This window comes from Sorangiineae bacterium MSr12523 (genome assembly GCA_037157775.1).
In the GTDB taxonomy this organism is placed as follows: Bacteria; Myxococcota_A; Polyangia; order Polyangiales; family Polyangiaceae; genus Pendulispora; species Pendulispora brunnea.
The window spans coordinates 3,370,630-3,394,157 of record CP089982.1 but is presented as its reverse complement, the minus strand read 5'-3'; the positions used below and the strand labels follow the sequence as shown (position 1 = coordinate 3,394,157).

General features: G+C 69.2%; 2 protein-coding genes (both only partly in view). Both read right to left on the bottom strand.

Translation table 11 applies throughout. From position 1 onward, the window contains the following. A protein-coding gene (locus LZC95_13735) for an amino acid adenylation domain-containing protein (GenBank protein WXA97890.1) crosses the window boundary here: on the bottom strand, positions 1-5,827 show its start. It extends 13,271 nt beyond the left edge of the window; 5,827 of the gene's 19,098 nt are visible here — the first part of the coding sequence; the start codon lies at positions 5,825-5,827; the stop codon falls past the left edge of the window. Further along, positions 5,824-23,528 carry the 3' portion of an SDR family NAD(P)-dependent oxidoreductase gene (locus tag LZC95_13730; protein WXA97889.1) on the bottom strand. The gene runs 850 nt beyond the window's last position, so the window shows 17,705 of its 18,555 coding nt (coding positions 851-18,555); its start codon lies beyond the right edge, outside the window; the stop codon is at positions 5,824-5,826. Before LZC95_13730 ends, LZC95_13735 begins: the two co-directional genes overlap by 4 nt.

Genomic DNA, 23,528 nt, shown 5'->3' with positions numbered 1-23,528 from the left:
GCGCCGCATCCGTCCTCCCCGACACCACGAACGCGAGATTCCCCTCCTGCGAAGGGCCGGAATGCGGAGCCGTCGCGGGCGCCTCCTCGATCAGCACGTGGGCATTCGTCCCGCTGATGCCGAACGACGAGACGCCCGCACGCCGAAGCGCTCCCTCCTGCCGGCGTTCCCACGGACGCAGGGCATCGGTGACCCGAACCGGCAACGCGTCCCAATCGATGTGCGGATTGCGCTCCCCCGCGTGCAGCGATGCAGGGAGGGCCTGGTGCTGCAGGGCCGCCACGACCTTGGCCACGCCCGCGAGGCCCGCCGCCGATTCCAGGTGGCCGATGTTCGACTTGATGGCTCCAAGCCAAAGCGGCCGCTCGCCATCGCGCGCTTGGCCGTACACCGCAGCCAGGGCCTGCACCTCGATGGGATCGCCCAACTCCGTGCCGGTGCCGTGGCATTCGACGAAGTCGACGTCGGCCGGGTCGAGACGTGCATCGCCCAGGGCCGCGCGCAGCACCTTCTGCTGGGCCGTGCCGTTGGGCGCCGTGATGCTGCTGCTTTCGCCGTCGTGGTTGACGGCACTTCCCCGGACGACGGCAAGGACATTCCGCCCGTGCGCGTGCGCATCGCGAAGCCGCTCGAGGGTGACCACGACCACGCCCTCCCCGCGGCCGTAGCCGTCGGCCTTCGCGGAGAACGTCTTGGAACGACCATCCGGAGCCAGGGCCCGGATGCGCGACAACAGCACGAAGCCTTCGGGCGCGCTCATGATCTGCACGCCGGCCGCGAGCGCGAGATCGCACTCGCCGCGCTGCAAGGCGCGGCAGGCCAAATGAAGGGCCACGAGCGAGGACGAACACGCCGTGTCCAACGAAAGGGCGGGCCCTTGCAGGCCCAAGGTGAAGGCCAACCGGCCCGCGGCAAACGACGTGTGCGTGCCCAAAACGGCGTAAGCCGCGTCTTCGTGCGCGGCGCTTTGGAGCAACTCGTAGTCGCTCGGTCCAATCCCGACGAACACCCCCGTTGTGGAGTCCCGTAGCGAAGCGGGAACGATGCCCGCGTCTTCGAGGGACTGCCATGCGGTCTCCAGCAGCAAACGGTGCTGCGGGTCCATGTACGTCGCCTCGCGCGGGCTGATGCTGAAGAACGCGGCATCGAACCCATCGACCCCATCGAGGAAGGCGCCATCGCGGACGTAGCTTTTGCCCTTGGCGTCGGGATCCGGATCGTAGAACTCGTGAGGCCGAAAGCGATCCTCGGGCATGGGGACCACGGCATCGGTGCCCTGCTCGAGCAGGCTCCAGAGCCCGCCCAAATCGACGACACCTCCAGGAAGACGCAGCCCCATTCCGACGATGGCGATGGGTTCGACGTCGTCACCGGCACGCCGCATCGGTGCTTCGAGGGGCGGCGCAGCAGTCGGGGCGAGCGCCTCGCGCAGAAAGATGGCCACGCGGCGGGGCGTCGGATGGTCGAAGGCAAGCGTCGCCGGCAGGTTCACGCCGGTCAGGTGCGCGAGCCGTTTGCGCAGCTCGACGGCGGTGAGCGAGTCGAGCCCCAGATCGAGGAAGCCCGTGTCAGGGCGAAGCTGGGAAGGATCCGGGTGATGCAGGACGGCCGCCGTCTCGGCGAGCACGAGGTCCAAGAGCTGCGACGGATCCGGGAGCGGCCCCTCTGCGCGCGCCGGAGGCCGGGCTACAACGGCACGACGCGCTTCGGGAAGATCGCTCAGGATGGCGCGCGCACGCGGCGATGCATACAAAGGTGCGAGGCGGTCCCAATCGACATCGGCCACCGTGAGCGCCGTTTCATCGCGCGCGATGGTCTGATGCAAGACGGCGATGGCCGCCTCCGGATCCATCGGGAGCAGACCGCGCCGGCGAAGCACGGGCTCGAGGTTGCCATCGGCCATTCCGCCGCCGCCCCACGCTCCCCACGCGATCGAGGTTGCCCGATGCCCTCGCGCCCGGCGCTGCGCAGCCAGCGCGTCCAAGTAGGCATTGGCCGCCGCATACGCGGCTTGGTGCATGCCGCCCAGCACGCCCGAGAGCGAGGCGAAAAGGACGAACGCGTCGAGGGCGCGATTTCCGAGCAGCTCGTCGAGGTTGCGGGCCCCTTGCACCTTGGCCGCGGTCACCTCGGCGAACTCGGCGGGGGACATGGCCTCGAGCTTCGTTTGCTGCGTCACGCCGGCCGCATGCACCACGATGCTCGGGGCATCGCCCTGCGCCTCGAGCGACGCAAGAAGCGCGGCAAGGGCGCGGCGATCGGACGCGTCGCACGCGGCGATGGTGATCCGCGCGCCCGTGGCGTGGAGCTCGCGTTCGAGCTCGGATGCACCCGGTGCAAGCAGACCGCGGCGGCTGGTCAGCACGATGTGCTCCGCCCCTTCGTTCACGAGCCATCGTGCGACGTGTGCCCCCAGCGCCCCCGTGCCGCCCGTCACGAGCGCCGTGCCACGCGGCTTCCAGGCGCGCGCGGGCTTTCCGAGCGGCGCCCGCACGAATCGGCACGCGAAGAGGCCCGACGGACGAACGGCGAGCTGGTCTTCCCGAGTTTCGCGGCCCAGCCCCGCCAGCGCGGCAACGAGCCAGTCCATCGTCCTCGCATCCAACGCGGGCGGCAGATCGATGAGGCCGCCCCAGCGCTCCGGATGCTCCAGCGCAACGCTCCGCCCCAGCCCCCACGCGAGCGCCTGCTCCGGGTGCTCCATCGCATCGGTGGGGCCGACGCAAACCGCTCCGCGGGTCAAAAGCCACAGCGGCCGTTCGACCTGCGCCTCACCCAATGCCTGCACCAGCGCCAGCGACGCCGCATCGCCGAGCAGCGATGCGATGCCGCTCGGGGCCTCCGCGGAGGCCTCGCGCAGCCGCACGACCAGCTCGGGCCCATCGATCCATGCGATGCGCACGACACCGGCGCCGTGCGCCGTGAGCGCACCTTCGAGTGCATCCGCAGTCGCGTCGCCGGGGGGCGCGACGAGCCACCAGGTCCCGGAGAGCGTCGTGGAAGGCGGCGGGGCAAGAGGCTTCCACACGGTGCGGTAGCACCAGCGTTCGGCATCACTGGAAGGCACGCCCCGGACGACCGAGGGCGCTTCGAGCCAAAAGCTTTCGCGTTGGAAGGCGTACGTGGGAAGCGGCACACTCCGGACATCGAACGGTGCGAAGAAGCCCTTCCAGTCGAGCGCGTGCCCGCAAACGTGCAACGCGGAGGCCGCGGCCGCAATGGCCTCCGCCTCGGAGCGGTCCTTGCGCATGGCGGGCGCGAAGACCGCGCTCGTCGCCTTCGAAAGGGCCTGCTCCGCCAGGGCGCACAGCACACCGTGGGGCCCGAGCTCGAGATAAGCGTCCACGCCCTCCGATTCCAAGGTTCGCACCCCGTCGGAGAATCGAACCGCCTGGCGCACGTGCCGCACCCAGTATTCGGGCGAGCCCAGCTCCTGCGCCGACGCGATCACGCCCGTCACATTGGACACGATGGGAATGCGCGGCGGACCGTACGACAGATTCCGTGCAACGGTGGCGAAGGCCTCGAGCATCGCGTCCATGCGGTGCGAATGAAACGCGTGGTGAACGGACAGCCGCGTGGTCTTGCGTCCGCGCGCTTCGAAGTGCGCGGCGATGGCCGCAACGGCATCCTCGTCCCCGGAGACGACGATCGCCTCGGGACCATTGATGGCCGCGATCGAGGCGCGCTTCCCATGCGCATCGAGCAGCGGCAGGACTTCGTCCTCCGAGGCGCGAATCGCCATCATGGTGCCGCCCGGCGGTAACTCTTGCATCAGCCGCGCACGCGCTGCCACCAAGGTGCACGCATCCTCGAGGGAGAGCACGTCGGCAACGTGGGCACAGACCAACTCGCCGATGGAATGCCCCATCAGGAAATCCGGCTCGAGCCCCCACGACACGACGAGCCGAAACAGCGCCACCTCCAGCGCGAAAAGTGCCGGCTGCGTGAAGTACGTTTCATCGAGCCGCGCCGCATCGTCCGAGTCCTCGGGCGCGAAAAGCACCGTGCGCAGAGGCCGATCCAAGTGCGGATCGAAGCCTGCACAAACGGCGTCCAGGGCCTCGCGAAAGACCGGATACGTCGCGTACAGCTCGCGCCCCATGCCCGCGCGCTGGCTGCCCTGCCCCGTGAAAAGCAGGGCAAGCTTGCCCCGCGACTTCGCATGACCGACCACGGCGGTCGACCGCCCCTCGGCCCAGGCGCCGAGTGCCTCGAGCAGCTCCGTGCGTTCTCGCGCGGTGACGGCGGCGCGCTCTTCGAAGTGCGTGCGCGTGGTCGCCAGGGAAAAGGCCACGTCCCCAAGTGCCCATTCGGGCTGGGGGGCGAGATGCTCACGCAGCCGCGCCGCTTGCGCGCGCAGCGCCGATTCCGATTTGGCCGAGAGCAGAATCGGCCATGCCCGCGCCGTGAGCTCGGCCCGCGCGACCTCGGCGCGGCGCGGTGCCTCTTCGAGCACGACGTGCGCATTGGTCCCACTGATGCCGAACGACGAGACGGCCGCGCGACGGGGACGGCCTCGCTCGTTCCATGGCGTCGGCTCCGTCAAAAGGCGGATCGTACCGGCGGTCCAATCCACACGACGCGATGGCACCTCGGCGTGCAGCGTCTTGGGTAGCACGCCATGGTGCATGGCCAGCACCATCTTGATGATGCCCGCAACGCCCGCCGCGGCCTGGGTGTGCCCCAGGTTGGACTTGATGGTGCCCAGCCAGAGAGGCTGCTCCTGCGCGCGCCCCTTTCCGTACGTGGCCAGAAGCGCCTGCGCCTCGATGGGATCCCCAAGGGTGGTGCCCGTGCCGTGTGCCTCCACGGCATCCACGTCCGCAGGGGTGAGCTGGGCATGGGCGAGAGCCTGGCGAATGACGCGCTGTTGGGCGGGGCCGTTGGGCGCGGTGAGCCCTTGGCTTCGGCCGTCCTGGTTCACCGCGGAGCCGCGGATCACCGCCAGCACCGGGTGGCCGTGGCGTCGCGCATCCGAGAGGCGCTCGAGCAGCAGCAAGCCGACGCCTTCCCCCCAACCGACACCGTCTGCGCTGTCGGAAAAGGCCTTGCAGCGTCCATCCGGGGAAAGCCCTCGCTGGCGGCTGAATTCGATGAACGCCGTCGGTGTGGCCATGACGGTGGCGCCGCCCGCCAACACCAGCGAGCACTCGTTCTTTCGCAGCGATTGGCAGGCGAGATGGATCGCCACCAACGACGAGCTGCAGGCCGTATCCACGGTGACCGCGGGACCGTCGAGGCCGAACGTGTAGGCGATGCGACCCGACGCGATGCTGGCGCCGCTGCCGATGGCCACATTTCCCTCGAAGGCCTCGGGCGCGTGGAGCAAGCGCGCGCCGTAGTCGTTGTACATGATGCCAACGAACACGCCGATCGCGTTGGCGTCGCGGCCATGGCTCGACGCCGGATCGATGCCTGCGCGCTCGAAGGCTTCCCACGACGCCTCGAGGAGCATGCGCTGCTGCGGGTCGATGGTCAGGGCATCGCGATGACTGATGCCGAAGAAGCTCGGATCGAAATGGTGCGCATCGTAGAGGAAGCCGCCCTCGCGCACGTAACTCTTTCCCTTGGCCTCCGGATCGGGATCGTACAGATCTTCCCAACCGCGTTCGCCGGGAAACGCCGACACCGCATCGACGCCGTCCTGAAGCAGGCGCCAGAGATCCTCGGGGGAGCGTACGCCGCCGGGAAAGCGACAGCTCATGGACACGATGGCGATGGGCTCGTGGGCTTTTTCCTCGATGTCGCGCAGCCGCTCCCGCGTCTGACGCAGGGCGGACGTTGCCTTCTCTAGGTACGCGCGCAATTTCTCTTCTTCGGTCACTGGCCAAGCTCCATGTCGGCGACTTCTTGGTCGATCAAATCGAAAAGCTCTTCGTTGGTGGCGGTGCGAACGTGTTCGACATCCGCAGTGCCCGCAGCCGCCCCCCACTTGGACAACAGGGAACGCAGGCGTGCGGCGAGGCTCGCGCGCGTCGCTTCATCGGGCGGCGCGGTCGAGAGTGCGGCCTCGAGCCTATCGAGCTCCGTGAACGCCGGCGCAGAGGGCTCGCTCGCATCGGGCGCCGTCTCCTCCTTCAGCCGAGCCACCAGCGCCGCGGGGGTCGGATGATCGAAGACCAAGGTCGCAGGCAGGCGCACGCCGCTCGCCGCGGCGAGGCGGTTGGTGAGCTCGATGGCCAACAGCGAATCGAGCCCGAGCTCCTGGAGGGGCCGATGAGGCTCGACGCTCTTGGGCGTGGTGAGACCGAAGACGGTCGCCACCTCGCGGTGCACGAGATCGAGCAGCACTCGGCCTCGCTCGGCTTCGGACAGCGGCGCGAGTCGTTGCTTGAGCAATGAAAGCGCCTCCACGTGACGCCCGACGGGCTGGCGCACCGGAGCACGCTGCAAGCGCGCGGGAACGAGCAACGCCTCGGATCGCGCGAGGGCCGCGTCGAAAAGGGCCAGTCCATCTTCGCGCGAAAGTACGGCGACGCCGGCACGGTTCATCCGCGCCAGATCCGAGCCACCCCGGCGCGCCGCCATGCCGTTTCCTTCGGCCCACGGGCCGAAGGCCAGCGAGACGGCGTGCAGCCCGAGCGATTGACGATGGTGCGCAAGGGCATCGAGGAACGCGTTGGCCGCCGCGTAATTGCCCTGACCCGGCGCGCCGACGACGCCCGAGAGCGACGAGAAGAGCACGAATGCGGCGAGGTCGAGCTCCCGTGTGAGCTCGTGCAGATTCATGGCGCCATCCACCTTGGGGCGGAGCACGTGCGCGATTCGGTCGGACGAGAGCGAACCGAGCACGCCGTCGTCGAGCACGCCCGCCGCATGAACGACGCCGGTGAGGCGATGTGCAGGCGCAATGGACGCCACGACGGCGCGAAGGGCATCCAGGTCGGAAACGTCGCAGGCGCACACGCGAACGTGAGCACCGAGTTCGCCGAGCTCGCGGGTCGAGGCATCGGCCCCCGCAGCATTTGGTCCCTGCCGCGAGAGAAGGAGAAGATGCCGAACCCCGTGTTGGACCACGAGGTGCCGCGCGACCAATGCACCGAGGCCGCCGGTACCGCCCGTGACCAACACCGTCCCCTCGGGATCGAAGGGTCGCGCCGCACTCGAACCGGGCGACCCGCCCGAGGGCCGCCCGAGCTCGGGGCTCGATGCCATACCGTCGCGCAGAGCCAGCTGGGGGAATCCGCTGGCGATGGCCGCCGGAAGCGCGCGAAGCGACGTTTCGCTGGCGTCGAGATCGATCAACGCGATGGACCGATCGGGGTGCTCCGACTGCGCCGTGCGAACGAGCCCCCAAAGGGCGGCGTGGCCGAGATCGACGATCTCGTCCCCTGCCCTTGCGGCCACGGCCCCGTGGGTCACGAAGACGAGCTTCGTGTGCGAGAACCGCGTGCTTGCGAGCCACGTTTGGACGAGCGAAAGCGCACGTTGCGTCGCATCGTGGGCTGCGCGCGCAGGATGCAGACCGCCGCTTTCGCAGCGCACGACGACGACGTCGGGCACGTCTTGGCCCAGTGCCGCCAAGTCGGCGCACGTCTCGATCCGGAGCGCGGGATCGCCCTCGGTGGCGTCCAAGGGCCTCGGCTCCCACACGACACCGTGCAGGTTCTTGGTCACGTCGCCGGCGAGGAAGCGGTCCGCCGGTGCACTCTGGGTCGTGTACCCTTCGATGTGCCCGAGCGGCGTGCCGGCTTCGTCCCAGAAGGTCAGATCGGAGATGTCACGGTCGGCTTCTCGCGTTTCCCGCGTTTCTCGCACCACATGCTCGGCCCAAGCCGGCGCATCGTGATGGCGTCCGTACCAAACGACCCGTTCGATGGCGAACGGCAACTTCGGAATCTCGGGGTACGGCCCGCGCTCCGGTTCCATTTTGCTCCAGCGCACGAGGGCAAATGCGTTGTCGATCAACCCGGGGGGCAGAGGCGCATCGTTCGGCGGAACCCCCGGAGGCGCCTCGAGGTGCCCGAGGCCCGTGCGCTCCCGTGGCTGGCTCGCGCGGCGGAGCCACCACCACGAGGGACCCCACTCGATGTGCACCGAGCGCAGAACCTCGTCGAGCGACGCGCGCGCATCCGACGCTTCGAGCGCGGCATCATCGAACGGCGGCCGCGGTGCCGTCGTCTGCGGGGCGCCGGGGCTCACGCACGCGAGAACGGCCGAGGCATGAACGGTCCACACGCCATCGATGCGCGTAGAAACGGTGGCCGCCCAGCCCGCACCCTGTTCGGGGAGAGCGGTGAGCTGCACGTGCAAGACGGCGCGCTCCTCGGCCCGCTCGAAGCTGCGGGCGCGGAGAAATTGCACGTCGCGGATTTCGACGGCCTGCGATGGCCAGTGCGATTCGCCGACGGCCAGGAGGACGGCCACGTAAAACGCGCCCGGCACCACGATGCGCCCGTAAACGACGTGGCTCTCCAGGTAGGACTGGATCCGAGGTCCGATCTCGACCGTGTGAAGAACGGAGCCGTCGGGCAGATCGTAGCGGTCTCCGGCCAGGGGGTAACGTCCACCCGACACCGTGGGGGCGCCACCGAAGGCGCGAGCACCGGCACGCCAATACCGCTCGCGTTGGAACGGGTACGTCGGAAGGTCGACGCGGCGAGCGCCGAGCGGCGCGAAGAAGGCTGCCCAATCGACGGCGTGACCGAGCGCATGCACTTCGCCGAGGGCGAGGAGCAATGTTTCCTCGTTCGAGCGATCTTTGCGAAGGGCCGGCGAGAACGTCCCCGGCACCGACGCCTCTCGCCCCATCGCGCAGAGGGTTCCGTGCGGCCCCAGCTCGAGAAAGTGCCGCACGCCCTCGGCCTCGAGGCTCTGGATGCCGTCGAAGAAGCGGACCGCCTGACGCACGTGCGCCACCCAATAATCGGGCGACGCCAGCTGCTCGAACGTCGCGATCTTTCCCGTCACGTTCGAGACGATGGGAATGCGGGGCGGGTGAAACGACAGACCGCGCACCACACGCGCGAAGGACTCGAGCATCCCGTCCATGCACGGCGAGTGGAACGCGTGGCTTACGGCCAAGCGCGCCGTCTTCCGGCCGAGGGCCTCGATCTGCCGTGCCATCGCCAGGACCTCGGCCTCCCGCCCCGACACGACCGTGGAGCGCGGGCCGTTGATCGCCGCGATGGAAACCTCGTTCTCGTGCCCCGCGAGGAGCGGTGCGACTTCCGCCTCGGAGGCCTGAAGGGCGACCATGGCCCCCTCCGAGGGAAGCCGCTCCATGAGCGATGCACGGGCGGCCACCAGCGTGCATGCATCGTCCAGCGAGAGCAGCCCCGAAACGTGGGCCGCCACGAGCTCGCCGATGGAGTGCCCGAGCAGAACGTCGGGCTCGACCCCCCACGACGCGACGAGACGGAACAACGCGACCTCCAGCGCGAACAAGGCGGGCTGCGCGAAGCCCGTTCGATGGATGCGCGTTCCGTCCGCCTCGAAAAGCACCTCGCGCAGCGGCGTGTCCAGGTCGCGATCGAAACGCGCGCACACAGCATCGAGTGCCTCGCGAAACACCGGAAACGCCTCGTAGAGCCCGCGGCCCATTCCGGGATGCTGACTCCCCTGGCCGGTGAAGAGCAGCGCGAGCTTGCCGCCTTCTTTGGTGTGGCCGAGCGCCACGTTTCGAGAGGTCTCCCCGCGGGCCAGCCCCTCCAGCGCATCGAGCAGCTCGGAGCGCTCGCGCGCTACGAGCACCGCGCGCCGCTCGAACTGCGAGCGCGACATGGCCAGCGAGAAGGCCACGTCGGCAGCTTCGAGCCGAGGATGCGCCTCGAGGTACGCACGAAGCTGCGCAGCCTGCGCCTGCAACGCGGCGTCGGTTTTGGCCGAAAGCAGCATGGGCAGCGGGCAGGAGACGTTTTCGCGATTCTCTGCCGGGGTATCGCCGGCGAGCGCCTCCTCGAGGATCACGTGGGCATTGGTACCCGAGAGACCGAAGGACGAAACCGCCGCGCGACGAGGCCGACCCTTCGGCGCAGGCCAGGGTTGCAGCTCGTCGACGACGCGGACCGGCATCCGCTCCCAATCGATGTGCGGATTGCGCGGCTTCGTGTGGAGCGTCGCCGGAAGCGCGCGGTGCCTCAACGAGGCAATGACCTTCGCCACGCCGGCGAGGCCGGACGCCGCCTCGAGATGCCCGATGTTCGTCTTTACGGCGCCCAACCAAAGCGGCCGTTCGTCGGTGCGCCCCTCTCCGTAGACGGCAGCCAGCGCGTGCACCTCGATCGGATCGCCGAGCACCGTGCCGGTACCGTGGCACTCGATGACATCGACATCGGCGGGGCCAAGCCTTGCGTCATCGAGTGCGGCCCGCAGCACTTTCTGCTGCGACGTACCGTTGGGGGTGGTGAGGCCGCTGCTCGCACCGTCGTGGTTGACGGCGCTGCCCCGCACGATGGCCAAGATCTTTCGGCCATGGGCGCGGGCGTCGCCAAGGCGTTCCAGCGTGAGGACGACGACGCCTTCGCCGCGGCCATACCCGTCAGCCGCCGCGGAAAACGTGCGCGACCGACCGCCGGGCGAAATGGCGCGGCTTCGCGCGAGCAGCACGAAGGCCTCCGCCCTCGACATGATCTGCGCGCCGGCCGCCAACGCCAGATGGCACTCACCGCGGCGCAGCGCTTGGCATGCCATGTGGAGCGCGACCAGCGACGAGGAACAGGCCGTATCCAGGGAAAGCGCGGGGCCTTGCAAACCGAGGGTGAAGGCCAAGCGCCCTGCAGCGAACGACGGCTGCGTACCCGTGACCGAATAGATGTCCGACTCGGCGTCCACGGCCCGTGCTGCACCGTACTCGCCCGGCCCAATGCCGACGAAGACACCGGTCGGCGAATCCTCGAGCGACGCAGGAACGAGTCCCGCATCCTCGAGCGCCTGCCACGATGTCTCGAGCAAAATCCGATGCTGCGGGTCGATGTGACTCGCCTCGCGCGGGCTGATGCCGAAGAAGTCCGCATCGAACGCATCCACGCGATCGAGAAAGGCCGCTTCGCATACCTCCTCGAGTTCGAGCCCGCGATCGGCGGGCGCGGGTCCCACCGCATCGATGCTCCCCTGCAACAGAGACCACAGCCCATCGAGATCGCCGACGCCGCCTGGCAGGCGCAGACCCATGCCGATGACGGCAATGGCATCCTCGCCGCCGCGCGGAGATGGCGAAGGCAGCGCGCTCGCCGGCTGCGCGCCGAGCGATGGGGCCATGGCCCCGAGAACGAAGGCGGCAGCTCGACGGGGCGTCGGGTGATCGAAGGCGAGGGTCGAGGGAAGCGGCGTTCCACTCGCCGCTTCGAGTCGCTCGTACAGATTCACGGACATCAGCGAATCGAGACCGAGATCGACGAACCCCGTATCGGCGTCGAGCATCGAGGGATCGTGGTGCCCGAGAATCGAGGCCGTCGCCGAGAGCACGAACCCCGTGAGGTGACGCAGACGGTGGCGCGGTTCGAGATCGCGCAGCTGCGCGAGCAGTGCGCCGTCGTGCGCGGAGGGCCCCGGTGCTTTCCGCGCCTCGATCAGCTCGTCGAGAAGAGGACGCGGGCGCGCGGCGGCAAACGAGGGGGCGAAACGCGACCAATCCACGCTGGCCACCGTGAGGGTGGTCTCGTCATGGTCGAGCGCCTGTTGCAACGCGGAGATCGCGAGCTCCGGCGCCAAGGCCGTGATCCCGCGGCGCGCGAGCTGCTCGCGTGCGGAGGCTTCGAGCATGCCGCCGTCGGCCCAAGCACCCCACGCGATGGACGTCGCCGTCAGGCCGCGTGCCCGGCGGTGCTGCGCCAACGCATCGAGGTAGGCATTGGCCGCCGAATAGGCAGCTTGCCCCGAGCTTCCCCACGTGGCGGCAATCGATGAAAAGAGGACGAACGCGTCGAGCGGCTTTTCGCCGAGCAACGCATCGAGGTGCGCGGCCCCCCGCGCTTTGCCGGCCACGACCCGTTCGAATTCGGGAAGCGTCATGGCATCGAGCGACGTTTGCTGCGTGATCCCTGCCGCGTGCACGACGGCGCGCAAGGAATCGCCCGCGGCCTCCAGTTCCGCGAGAAGCGCGGCGAGTGCCGATCGATCGGCGGTGTCGCATGCGGCCAGCGTGACCCGTACGCCGAGCCCCTCGAGCTCACGTTGGAGCGCGCCGGCGCCTTCGGCGAGGGGCCCGCGGCGGCTGGTCAGCACGAGGTGCTCGGCCCCATTTCGAGCCAGCCAGCGCGCCACCCGGCCGCCCAACGCGCCCGTACCTCCCGTCACGAGGACGGTGCCGCGCGGCTTCCATGCGCGAGCCGGGGTACGGCCCTCGAGCGGCGCACGAACGAGGCGGCGCACGTACCGGTGCACGCCCGTTTCGGCTCGACGGAGCGCGAGTTGATCCTCGCGGCCGGGCGCGGCCAACACGGAGACCAGGTGCTGCATCACTGCGTCGTCGGGCACCGCGGGAAGGTCGATGTGGCCGCCCCAGTCCTTGGGCATTTCGAGGGACACGACGCGCCCGAAGCCCGCCGCGAAGGCCTGCGATGGATCCACGACGGGATCGGAAGCGTCCACGGAAACGGCGCCGCGGGTCACGATCCAAAGAGGTGCCTCGAGCTCCGCGTCGGCCGCCGCTTGCACCAAGACGAGCAGGGCCGCGTCCATGCCTTGGCCATCGGCGACCAGCGAGACGATGCCCTGCAGGCCACCACCGGCGTTGCGGAACGCGTTGCAGAGCCGCGTGATCATGCGGGGACGCGATAAGTCCGCCTCGGTCAACGGGAATGGGACCGCGCGCGCACCGCGCTGGCTGAACGCGTGCGTCAGCGCACGTGCGAAGTCGCTCTCCGCGGCATCGGCGCCCATCACCAGCAACCACGTGCCCGAAAGGTCGGCCGGCGAATCGCTCCCGGGAGACTCCGGGGCTGGATTCCAGACGATCCGATAGCGCCACACATCGGTGCTCTCCGGAGCGCGCGCACCGCGCAAGGCCGGACCATCGGGCCAGTAACGTTCGCGCTGGAAGGCGTACGTCGGCAAGGGCACCGTGCGCCCTTCGGGCAGAACGCGCCCCCAATCGAGGGGCAAGCCGTGGGTGTGAAGCTCGGCGAGGGAGAGGAGCAGGCGCCAGAGCCCCCCTTCGTCTCGACGAAGCGAGCCGACGACGGCGGCGGGCACGTCCGCGGCCTCGACGTTGTCGCGCAAGGCGAGCGTGAGCACCGGATGCGGGCTCACCTCGACGAAGAAGCGATGGCCCTCCTCGAGCAGCCCGCCGACGGCATCGGCGAGGCGGACCGTCTGGCGGAGGTTTTGATACCAGTAAACGGAGTCCAGCTCGGAGCCATCGAGCCGGCCGGGGCGCACCGTGGAGTAAAGCGGAATTGTGGCGGATTGCGGTACGATGTCCGCGAGTGCGCGCGTGAGCTCGGCCTCCAGCGCTTCCACGTCGGCGCTGTGGCCCGCGTAGTCGACGCGCACGCGGCGGGCGAAAAGATTCGCCGCCTCGAGCTCGCGCATCAACGCATCGAGGGCCTCGGGCTCGCCCGAAACGTGGGCAGATCGCGGTGCATTGATGGCGGCAATGGAGAGACGCCCGCCGAAGGGTTCGAGGCGCCGTCGAAGCTCCTCGGCCTCGAGCTCGACGGCGAGCATTCCACCGCGCCCGGCGATCTTCATCAGCGCGCGGCTGCGCGTCGCGACGACCTTGGCCGCGTCGTCGAGCGACAGTGCACCGGCGACGTACGCGGCAGCGATCTCCCCCTGGCTCTGTCCAACGACGGCGTCGGGGGTAATACCCAACGATTGCCAAAGCGCGGCGAGCGACACCATGACGGCGAAGAGAGCCGGTTGCACGACGTCGACGCGCTCCAGCCGATCACCTCCGTCGCGAAGCACATCGAGCAGCGACCAATCGACGTGGGGTGACAAGGCACGCGCGCACGCCTCGAGGCTCGTGCGAAAGACGTCGGACTCGACCAGGAGCGAGCGCGCCATGTGCGCCCACTGCGAGCCTTGCCCGGGGAAGACGAACACGATCCCACCGCGCACCTTGCCAGCCCCGGTCACGAGGCGGCGGGCCCCCTCGCCTCGTTCGAGCGCTCCCAGGGCATCGAGCAAGCCTGCGCGATCGTCGGCGATGCACGCGGCGCGATGGTCGAAATGCGTGCGCGCCGTGGCCAGCGAATGCGCAATGTCCGCGAGCGAAAGCTCCGGCAATGCGTCCACGTGCGCGCGAAGCCGTTCCGCCTGCGCCCGAAGTGCCGCCTCGCTCTTGGCCGAAACGACGACGAGCGTTGGCCCGGACGAATCGCCGCGCTGCGGTTGGGGAAGCGCCGGCGCTTCCTCGAGAATGAGGTGCGCATTGGTGCCACTCAGGCCAAATGAAGAGACACCCGCGCGACGGGGCCGGCCCTTCGCCGGCCATGCCATCGGCTCGGAAAGAAGCCGCACCGTTCCCGGCGACCAATCGACGTGCGGCGATGGCTCGCCGGCGTGCAACGTCTTGGGCAACACCCCATGGTGCATGGCCAGCACCATCTTGATCACGCCGGCGACGCCCGCGGCGGCCTGCGTATGCCCGAGGTTGGACTTGATGCTCCCCAGCCAAAGCGGCGTCTCGGGCGTACGGGCCGCACCGTAGGTCGCGAGCAGCGCCTGCGCCTCGATGGGATCCCCGAGTGTGGTACCGGTGCCATGGGCCTCGACGGCGTCGACCTCGCTGGCCGAAAGCCCCGCGTCGGCCAAAGCCTGCCGAATGACCCGCTGCTGCGATGGACCATTCGGTGCCGTCAGCCCTTGGCTCCGGCCGTCTTGATTGACGGCCGAACCTCGGATGACACCAAGAATGGGATGGCCTTGGCGCTTCGCCTCGGAAACGCGCTCGAGCATCAATATACCGACGCCTTCGCTCCAACCCGTGCCATCGGCCGCGGAGGAGAACGGGCGGCAGTGGCCGTCGTGGGAGAGAGCGCGCTGGCGACTGAACTCGATGAACGTGACCGGCGTGGTCATGATCGTGACCCCACCGGCGAGCGCGAGCGAGCACTCGCCGCGGCGCAACGCCTGGCAGGCCAGATGAATGGCCACGAGCGACGAACTGCACGCGGTGTCGATGCTCAGGGCCGGGCCTTCGAGCCCCAGCGCATAGGCGATGCGCCCGGACGCGATGCTGGCCGTGCCGCCCGTTCCGATGTACCCCTCGAGATCGAGCCCGGCCTCGAGCAAGCGTGCGCTGTAGCCCTGATCGATGATCCCGACGAAGACCCCCGTGGGGCTTCCGTGCAACTGCGCCGGTGTCATGCCCGCGCGCTCCACGGCCTCCCACGCGACCTCGAGCAAAAGACGATGCTGCGGATCGATGGCCACCGCTTCGCGCGGACCGATGCCGAAGAAGGTCGGGTCGAAACGATCGGCCTCGAGAAGGAACCCGCCCTCGCGCACGTAGCTTTTGCCCTTCGCCGCGGGATCGGGATCGTAGAGGCCCTCGAGGTCCCATCCGCGCCCTGCCGGGAAGGCGGAAATGGTATCGGCCTCCTCGTGCAGCAGACGCCAGACGTCCTCGGGGGTGTTGGCGCCGCCGGGATAGCGACAGCTCATGGCAACGATGGCAATGGGCTCGTCGCTGGGGCCGGACACGACGACCGGCGCCTCCGCACGCGCGCCGAAGAGTTCCACGCGCAGGCGCTGCGCGAGCGACGCCGGGCTCGGATGGTCGAAGAGCAACGTGGTGGGAAGGCGCAACCCGGTGGCCGCGCCAAGTCGATTTCGCAACTCGACGGCCATCAGCGAATCGAGGCCGAGCTCCTGAAGGGGCTGGGACGGCTCGAGGGCCTCCGCCGTGGCCATACCCAGAACGAACGCCGCCTCGGTGCCAACGAGTTCGAGCAGCACGCGTTCGCGCTCGCCCTCCGAAAGAGGCGCGAGGCGCGTTGCAAGCGTCGCATGGGGCGCGGCGGGCGCGCTTTCCTTGCGCGGCGTGGGCATGGCGGCGATGTCGAGATGCGCCGGGGCGACGACCGGAAGCGAGAGGCCCAGCGCGGCATCGAACAGAGCGAGTCCCTCGGCGGGGGCGAGTGCACGCATGCCCATGCGCGCCAGCCGCGCGCGGGCGGCATCGTCCAGCTGGGAAGCCATGCCCGCGGATCCGCCCCACGAACCGAAGGCGAGCGACAGGGCGGCCTGCCCGCGCGCGGCGCGATGATGCGCAAGCGCGTCGAGAAAGGCGTTGGCCGCTGCATAATTTGCCTGCCCCGCGGCGCCGACCATGCCAGCCAAGGACGAGAAGGTGATGAAGGCCCGAAGGTCGAGGCCTTGCGTGAGCTCGTGCAAATGGAATGCAGCGTCCACCTTGGGTCGCAGCACGCGGGAGAGACCCTCGGCGGTCAGCGCATCGACGACGCCATCCTCGAGCACGCCCGCGGCGTGGACGATCGCCCTCAAGGGATGCTCCGTGGGGATGGCCGCCACGACGCGCTCGAGCGATGCGCGATCGGAGGCGTCGCATGCGACCATCGTCACGGAGGCCCCGGATGCGGTGAGCGCGTTCACCAGGTCGCCGGCGCCCGGTGCGGATGGGCCCTGCCGTGAGATCAGAAGAAGGTGGCGAGCTCCATGCTTTTCGACGAGGTGCTTGGCAAAGAGCGCCCCCAAGCCGCCCGTGGCTCCGGTGATGAGCACGGTCCCCTGGGGATCGCTCGGGCGCGTACTTTTTTCCGCCGGGAAGGCGATGCGCGCCAACCGCGGGATGCTCAAACGGCCTTCGCGCAAGGCGAGCTGCGGCTCGTCGACGGCGAGCGCCATGGGAAATGCGCGGACCGAGTCCGGGTGCTCGTCCGTGTCGACGAGCGTCAAGGACGCATCGGGGCGCTCGTGTTGAACGGAGCGGACGAGGCCCCAGAGCGGAGCGGCCGCGAGATCGAGCACATCCTCCTCGGGCTGTGTGGCCACGGCCCGATGGGTGACGATCACGAGCCGCGACAACGAGAGCCGCGCGTCTCCGAGCCACGCCTGCAGCAACGCCAGCACCGCGCCCGTTGTGCCGTGTGCCGCGTCGACGATCGCGTCCGTTTCCGTTTTGCACTCCGCCACCACGATGCGCGGAGTCTCTTCCCCTCCGTCGAGCGCCGTCTGCAACGCGCGCAAGTCCATTCCGCGTAGGTGCGTAACCGACGGCACCACCGATGGAGCGCCGGCATCCTGCCGGCGGTCCGCCGGCCTCTGGCCGGCCGCATCCCATTCGACAGCCGCCTGGAAGGCGGCGGACCGCCGGCTGGAAGCCGGCGCTCCATGCGCGACCCACTCGACCCGGTAGAGCGCATGCTCACCCGCGCTCGCCACCGCGCCCGGTGCATCGAGCCAATAGCGTTGCCTCTGAAAGGCGTACGTCGGCAAATCCACGCGACGCGCTCCAAACGGCGCGAAAAACGCCGCCCAATCCACCGCGTGGCCGCGCGTGTGCAGCTCTCCCATCGCCGAGACCAGCGACTCCACCTCCGAGCGACCCTTCCGAAGGCCCGCCACGAACGTCGCCCCCGACTCCGTCGCGCTTTGGGGCCCGAGCGCCGTCAGAACTCCGTCCGGTCCCAGCTCCAGGTACCCTCGCATCCCTGCGGCCTCCAGGGCTCGCACACCGTCCCCGAATCGAACCGCCTCCCGCACGTGACGCACCCAGTACTCCGCGCTCCCGAGCTCCTCGTCCCTCGCGCGCGCGCCCGTCTCATTCGACACGATCGCCACCTGCGATCGCCCGTACGTCACCGTCTCTGCCACCCGGCGGAACGCCTCCAGCATTCCCTCCATCCGCGGCGAGTGGAACGCGTGGCTCACAACCAGGCGCGTCGTCTTTCTTCCCTGCGCCTCCAGCGCACGCGCCACGTCCACCACCGCGTCCTCGTCCCCAGAGACCACCGTCGCTTGCGGCCCATTGACCGCCGCAATCGACACCCGCGTCTCTTTTCCAACGAGAAGCGCCCGTACCTCCGCCTCCGTCGCTTGCAACGACACCATCGCCCCGCCCGGCGCAAGCCCCTCCATCAGCCGCGCCCGCGCACACACCAAGGAACACGCATCCGCCAGCGACAGAACTCCGGCCACGTGTGCCGCCACCAGCTCGCCCACCGAGTGACCGAGCAACGCGTCCGGCTTCACTCCCCAACTCCGAACCAGCCGATACAGCGCCACCTCCAGCGCAAACAGCGCCGGCTGCGTGTACCCCGTCCGGTGCAAGCTCTCCCCATCCTCGAACATCACCTCGCGCAGCGGCCGCTCGAGATGCGCGTCCAGCCCCGCGCAGACCTCGTCCAGCGCCGCACGGTACGCAGGAAATGTCTCGTACAGCTCTCGACCCATCCCCGCGCGCTGGCTTCCCTGCCCCGTGAAAAGAATCGCCAGCGCGTTCCGCCCCTCCCCGCGAGGGATCGCATTGGAGGGGGACCGCGACAAAGCCTCGAGTGCGCTTTCGAGCGCGAACCGATCCCCCGCATGCAGCACGGCGCGGTGTTCGAAATGCGAACGGGTCGTCGCGAGGGAGAAGGCTACGTCGAGCAACTCGAGCTCGGGATGGGCGTCGAGATGGGCGCGGAGTCGCTCCGCCTGCGCGTGCAATCCCATTTTGCTGCGGGCCGAAAGGGGGATGGGCCATGTGGAGGGCAGCACCTGTGGCCATTCGACGTACGCCCCCGGCTCCGCCATCGGAGCTTCCTCCAAGATGACGTGGGCGTTGGTCCCGCTGATGCCGAACGAAGAAACACCCGCGCGGCGCGGGCGCCCCGTCTCGGGCCATGGAGTCGATTCCGTCAAAAGGCGAACGGCGCCCGAGGACCAATCGACGTGGGGCGATGGTGTTTCGGCGTGAAGCGTCTTGGGCAGGAGACCGTGGTGCATCGAGAGCACCATCTTGATGATGCCCGCCACCCCCGCAGCCGCTTGCGTATGACCGAGGTTGGACTTGATGCTTCCCAGCCAAAGAGGCCACTCCCGTGAGTGAGCCACGCCGTAGGTGGCCGCCAGGGCTTGCGCCTCGATGGGATCGCCCAAGGCGGTGCCGGTGCCGTGCGCTTCGACCACGTCGATTTCATCGGCGGAGAGCTGGGCATCTTCGAGCGCACGACGAATCACGCACTGCTGGGCAGGGCCGTTGGGCGCCGTGAGGCCTTGGCTCTTGCCGTCTTGATTCACCGCCGAGCCGCGCACCAGGGCGAGAACGGGATGGCCCTTGCGCCGTGCATCCGAGAGCCGCTCGAGGAGCACCATGCCGACGCCTTCCGCGAAGCTCGTGCCGTCTGCAGCATCGGAGAAAGCTTTGCAACGGCCGTCGGGCGCGAGCGCGCGCAGCCGGCTGAACTCGATGAACGCCGCGGGCGTCGCCATCACGAAGACGCCACCCGCCAGCATGAGCGAGCTTTCGCCCCTGCGCAGTGACTGACAGGCCAGATGCACCGCCACCAACGACGAGCTGCACGCCGTGTCGAGGCTGAACGCCGGACCTTCGAGTCCCCAGGTGTACGCGATGCGGCCCGAGGCCACGCTGGCGGTGCTGCCGATGCCGATGTACCCCTCGTGGGCCTCCGGTGCGCGCTGAAAGCGGCCGCCGTAATCCTGGAGGCTGACACCGACGATGACACCGGTGGGGCTTCCCTGGAGCGACGCGGGGTCGATGCCTGCGCGCTCGAACGCCTCCCACGATGTCTCCAAGAGCAATCGCTGCTGCGGATCGACGGCCAGCGTTTCCCGCGGGCTCATGCCGAAGAACACGGGGTCGAATCGATCGGCGTCGTAGAGGAAGCCGCCCTCGCGCACGTAGCTTTTGCCTTTGACCTCGGGATCCGGATCGAACAGCGCGTCGTGGTCCCAGCCGCGGCCGACGGGAAATCCGCCGATGGCGTCGGTGCCGTTCTGGAGCAATTGCCAGAGTTCGTCGGGCGTATTCGCCCCACCCGGGTACCGGCACGACATGGCCACGATGGCGATGGGCTCGTCGTGTTCCGCCGACGGAATGGCCGCGGGTGCTGCCTCGGTGTTCGCGCGGCCGAAGGCTTGCTCTTCGAGCCAGCCGACGAGGCTCACCGGGGTCGGGTGGTCGAAAAGCAACGTGGCGGGCAACTGCAATCCGATGGCGGCACCGAGGCGGTTGCTCAGGCGGAGTGCCATGAGCGAGTCGAGGCCGAGGTCCCGAATCGGGCGTTCGTGCTCGACGGCATCCGAGGAGGTCAACCCGAGAACGGCGGCAATCTCGGTGTGCACGATGTCGAGCAGGGCGCGACGGCGCTCGCCAGGTGAGAGCGGTGCAAGACGCTCGGCGAGTGGGCTGGCCGCGGGGCGCTCCGCCGCGGGGCTCTGGCCCGAACCTCGAGCAAGGCGCCGGAGAAGCCACGGGAGAACATCGTCGTCATCGCGGGACGATGCCACGACGAGGTTGGCCGGCACGAGCAGCGGCTCGCGGCTCGAGAGCCCTGCCTCGAAGAGGGCAAACCCCTCCTCGGGCGCGTGCGCGGAGACGCCGAGGCGTGCGAGACGCGTGAGATCGGCCGGGCCAAGGTGGGTCGTTCGATCGCGGTTCGTCGCCCAAGGACCCCAGGCCAGAGCGATCGCCTCGAGCCCTCGGGCCCTTCGATGGTGCGCAAGGGCGTCGAGGAAGGTGTTGGCCGCCGCGTAGCTGGCTTGGCTGGGCGCCCCCAGCACGCCGGCAAACGAGGAGAACAAGGCGAAGACGTCGAGGTCGAGTCCTTGCGTGAGCTCGTGCAAATGGAAGGCGGCATCGATTTTCGGCCGCAGGACGCGCGCGATGCGCTCGGGCGAAAGCGACAGCAACACGCCGTCATCGAGCACGGCGGCTGCATGGACGATGCCCGTGAGCGGGTGCTCTGGCGCGATGGACGCGAGCAAGGTGCGCAACGCTTCGCGATCGGCCACGTCGCAGGCGACCACCGCGACGTGGGCGCCGGAGGCGGTAAGCTCGCGGATCAGGTCCTCGGCGCCGGGAGCGGATGGTCCCTGACGCGATGCGAGCACGAGATGCCGCACCCCGCGCCGCTCGACGAGGTACTTCGCAATGCGCGCGCTCAGCGGGCTCGTGCCGCCGGTGATGAGCATCGTGCCTTGCGCATTCCATGGCCGATGGCGCGCGGCGGCCTGCATGGGCACGCGTACGAGCTTCGGCGCACGCAAACGGCCTTCGCGCAACGCGAGCTGTGGTTCGTCGGCCGCGAGCGCCATGGGCAATGCGCGGACCGAGTCCGGGTGCTCGTCGGTGTCCAGAAGCCCGAAGGCTCGTCCGGGGTGCTCGGATTGCGCGGAGCGGACGAGGCCCCAGACCGGAGCGGCCGCGAGACCGAGCACGTCCTCCTCGGGCTGCGTGGCCACGGCCCGATGGGTGACGATCACGAGCCGCGACGACGAGAGCCGCGCGTCTCCGAGCCACGCCTGCAGCAACGCCAGCACCGCGCCCGTTGTGCCGTGTGCCGCGTCGACGATTGCGTCACCCTCCGAGTTGCACTCCGCCACCACGATGCGCGGAGTCTCTTCCCCTGCGTCGAGCGCCGTCTGCAACGCGCGCAAGTCCATTCCGCTTAGGTGCGTAACCGACGGCACCACCGATGGAGCGCCGGCATCCTGCCGGCTGGAAGCCGGCGCTCCATGCGCGACCCACTCGACCCGGTAGAGCGCATGCTCACCCGCGCTCGCCACCGCGCCCGGCGCATCGAGCCAATAGCGTTGCCTCTGAAAGGCGTACGTCGGCAAATCCACGCGACGCGCTCCAAACGGCGCGAAAAACGTCGCCCAATCCACCGCGTGTCCGCGCGTGTGCAGCTCTCCCATTGCCGAAACCAGCGACTCCACCTCCGAGCGACCCTTCCGAAGGCCCGCCACGAACGTCGCCCCCGACTCCGCGCTTTGAGGCCCCAGCGCCGTCAGAACTCCGTCCGGTCCCAGCTCCAGGTACCCTCGTACCCCCACTGCTTCCAGCGCCCGCACACCGTCCCCGAACCGAACCGCCTCCCGCACGTGGCGCACCCAGTACTCCGCGCTCCCGAGCTCCTCGTCCCTCGCGCGCTGCCCCGTCACGTTCGACACGATCGCCACCTGCGATCGCCCATACGTCACCGTCTCTGCCACCCGGCGGAACGCCTCCAGCATTCCCTCCATTCGCGGCGAGTGGAACGCATGGCTCACCACCAGGCGCGTCGTCTTTCTTCCCTGCGCCTCCAGCGCTCGCGCCACGTCCACCACCGCGTCCTCGTCCCCAGAGACCACCGTCGCTTGCGGTCCATTGACCGCCGCAATCGATGCCCGCGTCTCTTTTCCAACGAGAAGCGCCCGTACCTCCGCCTCCGTCGCTTGCAACGACACCATCGCCCCGCCCGGCGCGAGCCCTTCCATCAGCCGCGCCCGTGCGCACACCAAGGAACACGCGTCCGGCAGCAATAGAACCCCGGCCACGTGCGCCGCCACCAGCTCGCCCACCGAGTGACCGAGCAACGCGTCTGGCTTCACTCCCCAACTCCGAACCAGCCGATACAGCGCCACCTCCAGCGCAAACAGCGCCGGCTGCGTGTACCCCGTCCGGTGCAAGCTCTCCCCGTCCTCGAACATCACCTCGCGCAGCGGCCGCTCCAGGTGCGCGTCCAGCCCCGCGCAGACCTCGTCCAGCGCCGCACGGTACGCAGGAAATGCCTCGTACAGCTCCCGCCCCATCCCCGCGCGCTGGCTTCCCTGCCCCGTGAACAGAATCGCCAGCTTCCCCGGCTGCCTCGCGTCCCCAAGCAGTGCGCGCGGCGGACGTCGGCCTTGGGCGAGGCCGTCGAGGTCGGTGAGCAGCCCTTCGCGGTCGCCCGATACCAGCACGGCCCGCTGTTCGAAGTGCGAACGCGTCGTGGCAAGCGAAAACACCAGGTCCCGAAGCGCGAGATCCGGGCGAGCGGCCACGTGATCCCGCAACCGAAGGGCCTGTGCCCGAAGCGCGTCTTCGTCCCGACCCGACAGCAGCAGCGGCCACGCGCCGAGGGACGACGCCTCGGGCACGATGCTCGGCTCGGCGGCCGGCGGCTCTTCGACGATGACGTGCGCATTCGTCCCGCTGATGCCGAATGACGAGACACCCGCACGGCGCGGGCGTTCGTGCGCGGGCCACGCGAGGGGCTCCGTGAGCAGGCGAACGGTGCCCTCCGACCAATCGACATGGGGGGACGGCGTGGCCGCGTGAAGCGTCTTGGGCAAGAGCCCGTGCTGCATGGCGAGCACCATCTTGATGACGCCCGCCACACCGGCGGCACCTTGCGTGTGGCCAAGGTTCGACTTGATGCTCCCGAGCCAAACGGGACTCTCCTTCGTGCGAGCCCGCCCATACGTCGCGATGAGTGCCTGCGCCTCGATGGGATCGCCCAAGGTCGTGCCGGTGCCGTGGGCCTCCACCACGTCGACCTCGCCGGCCCCGAGCCGCGCAGTCGCGAGCGCGCGATGGATGACACGCTGCTGGGCGGGGCCGTTGGGCGCCGTGAGCCCCTGGCTCTTGCCGTCTTGATTCACCGCCGAGCCGCGGAGCAACGCGAGCACGCGATGCCCATTTCGCCTCG